The sequence below is a fragment of the Helicobacter pylori FD535 genome (assembly GCF_000296015.2).
Lineage (GTDB): Bacteria > Campylobacterota > Campylobacteria > Campylobacterales > Helicobacteraceae > Helicobacter > Helicobacter pylori_CT.
The window spans coordinates 37,168-48,682 of sequence record NZ_AKHP02000004.1 but is presented as its reverse complement, the minus strand read 5'-3'; the positions used below and the strand labels follow the sequence as shown (position 1 = coordinate 48,682).

The 11,515-nt window shown below is 37.2% G+C and carries 8 protein-coding genes and 2 pseudogenes; 5 read left to right on the top strand and 5 right to left on the bottom strand.

The genetic code is table 11. From position 1 onward, the window contains the following. Both fabH and DV63_RS10240 read left to right on the top strand, forming a co-directional pair. Nucleotides 1–806 (top strand): beta-ketoacyl-ACP synthase III (fabH, locus tag DV63_RS10245; protein WP_000518796.1); only part of this gene is annotated, 806 nt, incomplete at its 5' end. Between the two features lie 20 nt (nt 807–826). Further along, on the top strand, nt 827–1,129 hold the full coding sequence (locus tag DV63_RS10240) for a hypothetical protein (RefSeq protein ID WP_017179729.1): 303 nt from the start codon (nt 827–829) through the stop codon (nt 1,127–1,129). Nucleotides 1,130–1,385: 256 nt separating this feature from the next. Here the strand turns inward: DV63_RS10240 and DV63_RS10235 are convergent, their stop codons facing one another. Continuing rightward, nucleotides 1,386–1,769, bottom strand: coding sequence for a hypothetical protein (locus DV63_RS10235; RefSeq protein ID WP_000473925.1), 384 nt, complete (start codon nt 1,767–1,769; stop codon nt 1,386–1,388). Nucleotides 1,770–1,779: 10 nt separating this feature from the next. Then, nucleotides 1,780–4,608: pseudogene (locus DV63_RS10230) on the bottom strand (AAA family ATPase). On the opposite strand from DV63_RS10230, the gene DV63_RS10225 reads away from it, so the two are divergent. Further along, a complete protein-coding gene (locus tag DV63_RS10225; RefSeq protein WP_000249730.1) occupies nt 4,573–5,811 on the top strand; it encodes an Mrp/NBP35 family ATP-binding protein in 1,239 nt (412 codons plus the stop codon). The pseudogene DV63_RS10230 and the gene DV63_RS10225 sit on opposite strands and share 36 nt — an antisense overlap. Before the next feature lie 14 nt (nt 5,812–5,825). On the opposite strand, the gene DV63_RS10220 is transcribed toward DV63_RS10225, so the two are convergent. Together DV63_RS10220 and DV63_RS18425 are read right to left on the bottom strand one after the other, a co-directional pair. Beyond that, entirely contained in the window at nt 5,826–6,953 is a 1,128-nt protein-coding gene (locus DV63_RS10220; RefSeq protein WP_000229214.1) for a glycosyltransferase family 8 protein, read from the bottom strand. Next, nucleotides 6,931–7,096, bottom strand: a pseudogene (locus DV63_RS18425) (glycosyltransferase family 8 protein). The gene DV63_RS10220 and the pseudogene DV63_RS18425 overlap by 23 nt, the downstream one beginning before the upstream one ends. 149 nt (nt 7,097–7,245) lie before the next feature. Between DV63_RS18425 and hofA the strand changes: the two are divergent. Next, on the top strand, nt 7,246–8,598 hold the full coding sequence (gene hofA, locus DV63_RS10210) for an outer membrane beta-barrel protein HofA (protein ID WP_031202199.1): 1,353 nt from the start codon (nt 7,246–7,248) through the stop codon (nt 8,596–8,598). Between the two features lie 102 nt (nt 8,599–8,700). After that, nucleotides 8,701–10,566, top strand: a complete 1,866-nt coding sequence (htpG, locus tag DV63_RS10205; protein ID WP_000070612.1) for a molecular chaperone HtpG — start codon at nt 8,701–8,703, stop codon at nt 10,564–10,566. 195 nt (nt 10,567–10,761) lie between these two features. On the opposite strand, the gene hcpA is transcribed toward htpG, so the two are convergent. Beyond that, complete coding sequence (gene hcpA / locus DV63_RS10200) at nt 10,762–11,514, bottom strand: Sel1-like repeat protein HcpA (protein ID WP_000901653.1); 753 nt, start codon at nt 11,512–11,514, stop codon at nt 10,762–10,764. Between the last annotated feature and the right edge of the window lies 1 nt (nt 11,515).

Here is an 11,515-nt window from a genome sequence, read left to right as displayed (position 1 = left end):
AAGCCATAGAGAGAGCGCATTTAACCCCAAAAGACATTGATTTGGTGGTTGTAGCGACTCTAAGCCCTGATTTTTTAGCCATGCCTTCAACCGCTTGCGTGTTGAGCGCGAAATTAGGCATTGAAAACAAGCCGGCGTTTGATATTTCAGCCGCTTGCACGGGTTTTATTTATTTGTTATCGGTGGCTAAGGCTTATGTTGAGAGCGGGATGTGCGAAAATGCGCTGATTGTGGGGGCAGAAAAAACGAGCAGCGTGTTAGATTTTAAAGATAGGGGGACTTGTATTTTATTTGGCGATGGGGCTGGGGCGTGCGTGATAGGCAGAACCAAGCGTTTAAAAGAAAGCATTTTAGACGTGCAAATTTCAGCGAACGGGAATTTTTCTAATTATCTCTATACGCCAAGGACTCTAAAACCCACGCCCTTTAACGCTAAAGAAGAAGCTTTAGAGCCTTTTTTGCGCATGAAAGGCAATGAAGTGTTTAAACTGGCGGTGAAAACGCTTTTAAAAGATGTGGAAATGATTTTAGAAAAAAACGCTCTCAAACCTGAAGATGTGCGTTTGTTTATCCCGCATCAAGCTAATTTTAGGATCATTCAAGCGGTGCGGGAGCATTTGGATTTCAAAGATGAGCAAGTGGTTTTAACCGTGCATAAATACGGCAACACTTCAGCAGCCAGTATCCCTATGGCCATGTGTGAAGCTTATGAAGAGGGGCGTTTGAAAAAGGGCGATTTAATGCTTTTAGACGCTTTTGGTGGGGGATTGACTTGGGGTTCAGCGTTGGTGTATTTTGGAGGGTAAAAAGGATTGAAGGAGTATTGATGAAAAAGATGATTTTTTTATTTTTAGTGGTGTTGGGGGGGTTAAAGTCGCAAAGCACTTATTGCAGCGATTTTTGCGAAGGCACTCCAGAGAGTCGTATCCCTCCTATGGGGTTTCATTTCAGTTTTGTGCATTCAGTGAAATATTACTTGCAAGATCCGCAAGAGCGCGATCACAAGCTTAAAAAATGCCATGAAGCCTTTGATTCGACTCTTAAGGTTAATTTTATCACGAAGTCTTTTAAAAAGGATTGCAAGCATGCGCAAATGGCTTTAGAGCAAGCTCAAAAAGGAACTCCATAAAAGGGGTTTCTTTAGGGATTTGATTTCTTAAACAGAAATTATTTTTAAAGTAAAAGACAAGGAATTTTTATATTAGTTAGAGATTTGGTAGTTATTTTACTACCTATGAGAACCAAGTATAGATAAATTAATATTTTTTAGTCTGTTTTTTAAAAAGTCACCGCTTGCTAAGCAAGCTTTTTGATATTAAAAAAGCTTTTAGCATTTTTGAATTTTATGACCAACACTCCATCAGAGCAGAGATTAAAAACTCTTTTTATTGAGAAAACTTGTGGTAATACTCGCCCTTGTCCGTGATGATTTTAACTTCTAACAATTGGTTAGGCTTGCAATTTAGGCGGTAAAATATCTGTTGCGAATACTTTAATTCATGATCAAAGAGTTTTTCTTTTTTAAACTTATCGCCCAATTTGGGTTCCACTTTTTTAGTCGCTTCGCATGAATTTCCCCTATTGACAATGAGATTTTTGATCACCACCGGTTCATCGTTCATGGAAGTGATGCTTAAAAGGCTGGAATCCGTCATTTTCCCCATGAGTTTCCCCCCAGTCGCGCGATAATCCAGCTTGAAATCCAAATCCTTTGCCCCCACATAAACACCGCTTATCATTAGCAAGCTCAAACACATTTTTTTAAACATCAAAATCCTTTCACTTATAATATTGTGGGGTATTATAATCAAATTTGATGCATTATTTTTTAACCGATTTTTGAGTCATTGCATGCTTTAGTGATCCACTCAAACAATTTTTGAAAATTCTCTTTTGTTTCTTCGCTCATTACATCGTCTTTCCCGCTATACAAGAGCCTTGTTTTGAACGCCATGGCCAATTCCCTTTGCTTGTTTCTAGCGTATTCTTTTTTATCGTTTTCACTGAAACAATCTTCAATTTGTTTGAACTTTTTGTTGCATTTTGAGAGTTGTAAAATTCTGATAGGATCATGCATTTCTTCATTAGCGTTTTTAAATTCTTCGCTTTTTGCTCTTTGTGGGTCAGAGCCATCTTTTCTGTCATCATCTGTCAAAACAATGGGGTTGTTGTCCAATTCGCAAAGTTTTTGAAGGGTTTCTTTCATCTCGTTTGGATTGTTTTTAAGCCCTGAAATGGGTAAGAAAGTGAAAGGAATGGGGTTGTCTTTGTATTGTGGATTATGCTTATTGAAATACAATTTGCTTCTTTTTCTACAATCCTTATTTCATCTAAGTGATCCGTATCCACTAAAAAGGGGTCATGGGTGGCTAAAACAAAAGTAACATGATTTTTATGAGCGTATTCTTTTAAAAATTTCCTAAACTCCTTCCTGGCTGGCACGCTCAAGTGGGTGGCTGGCTCGTCCATGACATAGATAATATTCTTGTTGAAACTAAAATTTGATCCCACATTGTAGAGAAAACCAAACATGAAATTAAACGCCCATTGGAAGCCGGTGCTTTGCTCACTTAAAATGATTGGTTTTTGATTGTCGGATTTTCTGCAATCATGAATTTCAAGTTTTATTTCATATGGCGCATATTTCTCTCCAAAAAACTTATTGTTGTGTCGGACACGAATTTTTAATTGGTAATTATCTTGAGGACTATCTTGAGCGATCGCTAAAAGCTTGTTAAATTCTTTTGCGATTGAAGAATCCATTTTTAATTGCATGTTGTATTCCATGATTTCTATAAGACTTACTTCAACCATTAAGGGAGATACATCATCTTTAGAAAATGTGAGTTGCACCATATCGTTATCATTATGATGCTCACACTTTGGAAAAGGATAATCTGATCGCTTGATCTCTTTTAACAATTCTTGGTTGTTTTCTTGCAAGTATTTTTTAGGGATAACAAACGATTTATCAAAACCAAAATAAATTTCTAAATCATTATTTTTATCAAATTTTATTTGTAATGTTCGCTTAGTTTCTAAACTATGCCAAATTGTAGTAGGATTAAAATCTATTTTATTAAATAATGACTGAAAGAACCAATATTTAAAAATTTGAGAATGAAAATCCTCAAGTGGTTTGATCTTAAGATTACTATCTGTGATTTTTAGCTCTTTGTATTCTTTTATGGTTGGCACGAGTTTATCAAATTTATAAGATAAATCACCGCTTAAAGGGAATTGAACTTTATTTTTTAAACCTTGAAACGCTGTATAAGGATTACACTCTCTGCAATACCTTATAATCTCTGAAACGCTCTCGCTTTGTTTGAATTTTTCCCTGTTTGCTTCAAATCTTTTCTTAATTTTATCAATATTTTTAGGGAACAAACGAGCGTTGCTTTTTTCATCTAAAGTTTTTATACTCTCCCACAGAGGTATTCTTGCTGATTTCAAAAGATCATCGTATTGGTATCGCCTAATTTTTGAATTTGATAACAATTCTATTTTTTCCAAATAAAACTGGCACATCATGGATTCCACATCTTTAGACTCATCGCTAACAACATGGCTTGCTATATAACTTTTGCATGTTTGTTGGATATTGTCTAGCAAAACATCATCGTTAAACTCTAGCGTTTTTTGATTTTTGCAGTAATATTCAATCTCTCGGATCAGCGACTCTTTTTTTCGCTCAAAATCCTTTCTTGCTTCATCATATTTCTTAACATTTGATTCAAACTCCTCAAATTGTTGTTTAAAATTTTCATTGATAGGGTATTTTTCGTCTATCTCTTCAATAATATCTTTCACTTCAGTTTTTGGTGCGAATTTTGTATTAAAGTCAGTAGTTTTAAAAAATTTATCTAATTCCTCTAGTTTTTTTAAGATGTCTCCCATATCTTGTGGTTTGATTTCTCTTTTGCTAAATTCTTTTAAATGAGAATAAATTTTTGCTAATTGATTTTGTCTGTTTTTCCCCATTATAAAAAATTGATTGGGTTTGTGATTTTTATTTGGAGCGTTGTATTCTATAATTTCTCTTATACACTGACAAAAAACTTTAATCAATTGATTGTTAGCGCTCAAATGTTTAATTAATTCTTTGAAAAGCAGATTGCGGTTTTGTTTAGTTGAAAATGCGCTCAATTTTAATTTCTCTTTGTAGGATTTTAAAAACGAATCTAATGCGCCATAAGACATGATGAGATTGATAAAGCCCCCTACAAAAACACAAAAAGGATAACTGATCAATATTTTTGATAATTCCTTTAAACCCTCGCTAATCTCTTTGGTTTGGATCCTCAAATCCACGCAAGAAAAACCTGTGATTTTATGATCAAGGATTGTTTCTTCTTCTAGGCTCAAAACGGCGTCTTCAGACTCATGGGCTTTGAAATAATCGTTCTCACTACAAAGTTTAATATCCGCATCATTAAAGATTTTCAAAGCTTCTAAAACATTGCTTTTACCGACATTGTTTTCTCCCACCAAGATCACCAACCCCCCATGTTTTTCAAAACTTGAATTTAAAAGCAGCTCCGCAGGCGATTTTCTACCCAAATTCCTAAATTGGTGCAATTTCAAAACACGCTTATAAAATTCCATGCCCTATCCTTTAAAAACGCAAATTTAATTTATAATGCAAAATTAAACAAAACATGCTATAAAGAAAATCCAAACACTATCATTTTAAGGATTAAAATGCTCACCCAAGAAGACGTCTTAAACGCGTTAAAAACGATCATTTACCCTAATTTTGAAAAGGATATTGTCAGCTTTGGTTTTGTCAAAAACATCGCTTTGCATGACAATCAATTAGGGCTTTTAATAGAAATCCCCTCAAGCTCTGAAGAAACGAGCGCGATTTTAAGGGAGAATATCTCCAAAGCGGTGCAGAAAATAGGCGTGAAAGCTTTGAATTTGGATATTAAAACCCCGCCAAAGCCCCAAGCTCCAAAGCCCGCCGCTAAAAATCTGGCTAAAAACATTAAACATGTAGTGATGATAAGCTCGGGTAAGGGCGGTGTGGGTAAAAGCACCACCAGCGTGAATTTAAGCATCGCTTTAGCGAATTTGAACCAAAAAGTGGGGTTATTGGACGCTGATGTGTATGGCCCTAATATCCCTAGAATGATGGGCTTGCAAAACGCTGATGTGATCATGGATCCTAGCGGTAAAAAACTCATTCCTTTAAAGGCTTTTGGCGTTTCTGTGATGAGCATGGGGCTTTTGTATGATGAGGGGCAGAGTCTCATTTGGAGAGGGCCCATGCTCATGCGAGCGATTGAACAGATGCTAAGCGATATTATTTGGGGGGATTTAGACGTGTTGGTGGTGGATATGCCCCCAGGAACAGGCGATGCACAGCTCACGCTAGCCCAAGCCGTGCCACTCAGTGCAGGAATCACCGTTACTACGCCTCAAATCGTGAGTTTAGATGACGCTAAACGGAGTTTGGACATGTTTAAGAAACTACACATTCCTATTGCGGGCATTGTAGAGAATATGGGGAGTTTTGTGTGCGAGCATTGCAAGAAAGAGAGCGAGATTTTTGGCTCAAATTCCATGAGTGGATTATTAGAGGCTTATCACACGCAGATTTTAGCCAAGCTCCCTTTAGAGCCTAAAGTGCGTTTAGGGGGGGATAGGGGCGAACCGATTGTGATCTCTCACCCTGATAGCGTGAGCGCTAAGATTTTTGAAAAAATGGCGCAAGATTTAAGTGCTTTTTTAGAGAGAGTGGAAAAGGAAAAACTAGCCGATAACAAAGACATCCAACCCACACAAACGCATGCTTATTCGCATTAGTTTTGAAAGGGGGTTTAAAAAACCCTTTTAATCAATCGTTTCACTTTTTGTTTGGCTTTAAAAAGCAAAAATTCTATAAGGAGTTTAGAAGAAAGCCTGGGCAGAAGAAATTCAAAAGAATGCCGTCTGTCTGAAAAAGACAGGATTTTATTAAGAGTGTGGATTTCTTTATCCCTGTTTTGGATTTCTTTATCCCTGTTTTGGATTTCTTTATCCCTTGCTTGAATCGCTTGAACTTCTTCAATAATCCTTTCATCTCTTCTTTTAATCTCATTATCCTTGTTTTGAAAGGATTCAAAGAGGTGATCTAAAAAGGGAGCGTTAAAATAAGCGTCTTTAAAAGGCGTTTGAATCAAAATTTCATGCCATTTTTTCGCGCCAATGACGCTTAAGAGTTTCCAGGGTTTATCGCCCCAAAAATGCAGCATGCGTGCTTCTTTAAGGCTAGGGAATGAGGGCGTATCAAGGAAACTAGGGTGGGCATTGTAGGAGTAAGGCAGTTCTAAAATCCTACCACGGCACACAAAACACAAAGCGTCTTGATCGCTAAATAAAAGTTTTTCGTTTTTCAAAATGAAAAATGCAATCAATTGGTTTTCCAGATTTTCTTCACGCCATGATTTTAAATTTAAGGCTAAAAACCCGGCGTTAAAGTAGTTGTCAAAAAGGATTTGCGCTTCTTCTAAATTAGGGAAAGCATCAGCGACACCGATAGTTTTTGCATGCATTTGGCGTAATTCGTATAAATCCTTAGCCGAATTCCTGTTTATAGCGATCAAATCTTTTTCCCTCACAGCCCCAAAATAATGCGTTTCAAGGGGGATAAAAAAGCTCTCGCTCATATCATTCACAAACAAAGTGTCCACATCAAACATGATCATCTTGTCGTATTGGGGGAAAAGGGAAGCAAAAAAGAAACGGCACATGATCATTTTAGAAAAGCGTTTTTGCGAAAAAGCATTGAGTTTTAAATACAATTTTTTAATTTCACTCGCTCTTAAAGGATCAAGTTTGCGGTAATTGTGGCGTGGTTCTAATTCTTCATTAGAAATATCCAAAAACTCTATACTGGAAAAAGCGCTAAAAGGAGCGATCGTTTCTTCTAATTTGGCTACATTTTCAACGCTTAAACCCTCCACCAAACAATGGATTTGATAAAAGAGTTTTACTCTCTCTCTCTCTCTCTCTCTCGTTTGGCGTGTGCCAGCATAGAATATAAGCTCACGCCAGCAGGGATGCAATAATTGTTATCAAAAGCCACAACAATAGGGATAATCTCTTGCATGCATAGTCCTTAAATCTTTAAATTGAATCCGCTTTTGTAAAAAAAGAGGGGTGGTTTGTGATTTTATCGTTTTTTTTTCAAAACCAAAATTGAGAGTTTGTTTTATGGCATAATATTAGACTTCAATAAAAAAGGTGTTTAACAAAAGGGTGCTTAATCAAAAAGTTTGGCTAGGGTTTTTAGCTTTGCATGGGGTTTTTCTCAACGCTTTTGAGTATCAAATCAGTGCGAGAGTGGGATCGTTTTCGCGCATCGCTTTCAACCAGTCAGTCATCAATTCAAAAAAAGGGATTTATCCTACAGGGAGTTATGTAACCACTACCGGGGCTTTACAAGTTGATTCTAGTTTGCTCCCTAAAGGGATTGAAAACCACAAACTGGGTTTTGGGGTGGGGGGCGAAATAGGATCGTTGGCTTATGATTCCACGAAATTTTTGATTGATGAGGCCAACCCTAAGGCAGGGTTTCAGCCAGCGAATTGGTATTATATGGGGCGATGGGAGGGCTATTTGATGCAACACAGCCAAAATTGGACCAGAGAGCAAAAGGCTCAAAACGCCAGGCCTTATGTGTTATACAATTTGTATTTGGATTATCAATATAAGGATATTTTTGGGATTAAATTAGGGCGTTACCCCTCTAAAGCTTTGTTTTTGAGCGGGTTTAACCAAGGGTTTGAGCTTTTTTACCGGTGGAAAAAGTTTAGGATAGAGTGGTTTAGCACCTTTGGAAGGGCTTTAGCCAATGAGCAATCCATTAGAGATTTTTACGCTCCTGTCAATTACAAGCAAAAAACCAACTACGGCATGCACAATTTAAACCTCATTTACGAAAATAAATACATTAGGGTCGTGCCTTTTATTTGGTTTTACCCTAAGAATTTTAACGCTCCTGGATTTGAAATCACCCATGACACAAAGTCTTATTGGGAATCTGATTGGCGCATCCAAACGACTTTTTACGCATGGTTCCCCTTTTATAGCGATTATTTGTCTAAAGATTATTACAGAGCCGCTTTAGTGGGTAAAAAAAGCGCGAGTTTGTTTGTGTTTCAAAGAATAAATTTCCGCTCTTATCGTTTTGGCTGGAGCGTGTATAAGAATTTCGGGAACGGGAGCGCTCAATTAGGCTGGAACGGCTCACCAGCGGATCCTTTTTATGACACTAAAGATGACACCCCTTATGAAGACGCTTATTCCAATTTTTACAACGCTAATTCCGTGACCGTTAACGCTTTTGTAGGGAAGAGTATTAAGAATCTTTTGGTGCAATTGTATGGGAAATTGACCTATTCCCCAAGGGCTGATTCGCAAAGCTTAGGGGTTGCTTTTAAATATAACCTTAAAAAACATATCTATTTAATGCTGATGTTTAATGGCTATCAAATCACGATGCATAAGGGTTATAAGGTAGGGTTTTTTACAAGCGGTTACAACCCCAATTTCGCTCAAACCATTCAAAACAGAAGCTATTTGATGAGCTCTATGAGTTATCGTTTTTAAAAAATTAAACCTTCTTTCATGTTATTTTTTAAGCCGTAGCATACCCCTTTTAAGCACGCTTTTATTGTATAATCTTAAAAATTTTATTAAAGGAAAAGATCAATGTCTAATCAAGAATACACCTTCCAAACCGAAATCAACCAGCTTTTGGATTTGATGATCCACTCTTTGTATTCTAATAAAGAGATTTTTTTAAGAGAGTTGGTTTCTAACGCGAGCGACGCTTTGGACAAGCTGAATTATTTGATGCTAACCGATGAGAAATTAAAAGGGCTGAATACCACACCCAGCGTTCATTTGAGTTTTGATAGCCAGAAAAAGACCTTAACGATTAAAGATAATGGTATAGGCATGGATAAAAACGATCTCATCGAGCATCTAGGCACGATCGCTAAATCAGGCACGAAGAGTTTTTTAAGCGCTTTGAGCGGGGATAAGAAAAAAGATAGCGCACTGATTGGCCAATTTGGCGTGGGCTTTTATTCGGCGTTTATGGTAGCGAGTAAGATTGTCGTTCAAACCAAGAAAGTTACTAGTCATCAAGCTTATGCATGGGTGAGCGATGGTAGGGGCAAGTTTGAAATCAGCGAATGCGTCAAAGAGGAGCAAGGCACAGAAATCACCCTCTTTTTAAAAGATGAAGATTCTCATTTTGCGAGCCGTTGGGAGATTGATAGCGTTGTTAAAAAGTATTCTGAACACATCCCTTTCCCTATTTTTTTAACTTACACCGATACGAAATATGAGGGCGAAGGGGATAATCAAAAAGAAATTAAAGAAGAAAAATGCGAGCAGATCAATCAAGCGAGCGCTTTATGGAAAATGAATAAGAGCGAGTTAAAAGACAAAGATTACAAAGAGTTTTACCAATCGTTTGCGCATGATAACAGCGAGCCTTTGAGCTATATCCATAATAAAGTGGAAGGCTCTTTAGAATACACAACGCTTTTTTACATCCCTAGCAAAGCGCCCTTTGACATGTTTAGGGTGGATTATAAAAGCGGGGTCAAACTTTATGTTAAAAGGGTGTTTATCACTGATGATGACAAAGAATTGTTGCCGTCTTATTTGAGGTTTGTTAAAGGCGTGATTGACAGCGAAGATTTACCCTTGAACGTGAGCCGTGAAATCTTACAGCAAAACAAGATTTTAGCCAATATCCGTTCGGCTTCAGTGAAAAAGATTTTAAGCGAGATTGAACGCTTGAGCAAGGATGAAAAAAATTACCATAAATTCTATGAGCCTTTCGGGAAAGTGTTAAAAGAAGGCTTGTATGGGGATTTTGAAAACAAAGAAAAACTTTTAGAATTGTTAAGATTCTATTCTAAAGACAAAGAAAAATTGGTTTCTTTAAAAGAATACAAAGAAAATTTAAAAGAAAATCAAAAAAGCATTTACTACCTTTTAGGCGAAAATTTAGACTTACTAAAGGCGTCCCCGCTTTTAGAAAAATACGCTCAAAAAGGCTATGATGTTTTGTTACTGAGTGATGAAATTGATGCGTTTGTGATGCCAGGCGTGAATGAATACGATAAAACGCCCTTTAGAGACGCTAGCCATAGCGAGAGCCTAAAAGAACTTGGTTTGGAAGAAATCAATGATGAGGTGAAAGATCAGTTTAAAGATTTAATGAAAGCGTTTGAAGAAAATCTTAAAGATGAGATTAAAGGCGTAGAGCTTTCCAGTCACCTCACTTCAGCGGTGGCTTTAATAGGCGATGAACAAAATGCGATGATGGCTAATTGGATGCGTCAAATGGGCCAAAGCGTGCCTGAAAGCAAAAAAATTTTAGAATTAAACCCTAACCATGCGATTTTGCAAAAACTCTTAAAATGCGAAGATAAAGAGCAGTTGAGCGCTTTTATCTGGTTGCTTTATGATGGGGCGAAGCTTTTAGAAAAAGGGGCTTTAAAAGACGCCAAAAGCTTTAATGAGCGCCTAAATAGCGTGCTGTTGAAAGTGCTGTAAGGGGGTAAAACCCTTTTTAAGGGTTTGAATAAACTTGCTTAAATCTTTCAAACGCCAATCTAAAAACGGCAATGAATGGGTGCGATAAAAACTTATTATGATTAAAAGATTAATTCGTGGTGTTTATGCTTTCATTAAGATATTAAAAAGCGTAGAAGCCAGCTAAACACGGCGTTTGGCTTAACTTTATTGAAACTAAAGTTCTATTTTCAATTCCTTGAGAGCGTCGCATGCTTCTTTAACGCCTGATTTACAACCTTTTTTAAAGTTTTCTACCGCTTGCTTCTCGTCCTTTGCTGTGCCTTGTCCATTATATTGCATAACCCCTAAATTATAACACCCCCTACCATCATTCAACTCGCATGCTTTAGAATAACGAGCGATAGTTTCCTTAAAATTCTTTGTTATACTATATATGTATCCTGCATTAATACACCCTGGGCTGTCTTTTAAATCGCAAGCTTTTTCATACAAATCAAGAGCCTTTCTTAAATCCTTAGGCGTGCCTACGCCATAATGGTGTAAGCTTCCTAATACCATACACCCTTCAGCATGGTTTAAGTCGCAAGCTTTAGAGTAATATTGTGAGGCTTTTTTGGCGTCTTTAGACACGCCTTGTCCGTTATAGTATAAATTTCCTAGCAGGCGGCACCCATAACCATCATTCAATTCGCAACCTTTAGTGTAAAATTGAATGGCTTTTTTCAAGTCTTTTCCCACTCCTTTCCCTTCTTCATAGAACGCCCCTAAAAAAACACACCCAAAGCCATTTTTTAACTCACAAGCTTTTTCAAAATGCGTTTTAGCTTGAGCGAAATCTTGCTTATTTGCGCTCTCTATACCTAAATGAACAAGCTCTCTAGCGTCTGGTTCTGCCATTAACCCTCTCAAACACAACGCGCCCAAACACAAGACCCCAAAAAGGGTTTTTTTAACGCTTCCTAGCATG

Bases quoted from the DNA above. Each gene is read 5' to 3' on its own strand.
- DV63_RS10240 (WP_017179729.1), top strand. From the start codon at position 827: ATGAAAAAGATGATTTTTTTATTTTTAGTGGTGTTGGGGGGGTTAAAG.
- DV63_RS10235 (WP_000473925.1), bottom strand. From the start codon at position 1,769: ATGTTTAAAAAAATGTGTTTGAGCTTGCTAATGATAAGCGGTGTTTAT.
- hcpA (WP_000901653.1), bottom strand. From the start codon at position 11,514: ATGCTAGGAAGCGTTAAAAAAACCCTTTTTGGGGTCTTGTGTTTGGGC.
- htpG (WP_000070612.1), top strand. From the start codon at position 8,701: ATGTCTAATCAAGAATACACCTTCCAAACCGAAATCAACCAGCTTTTG.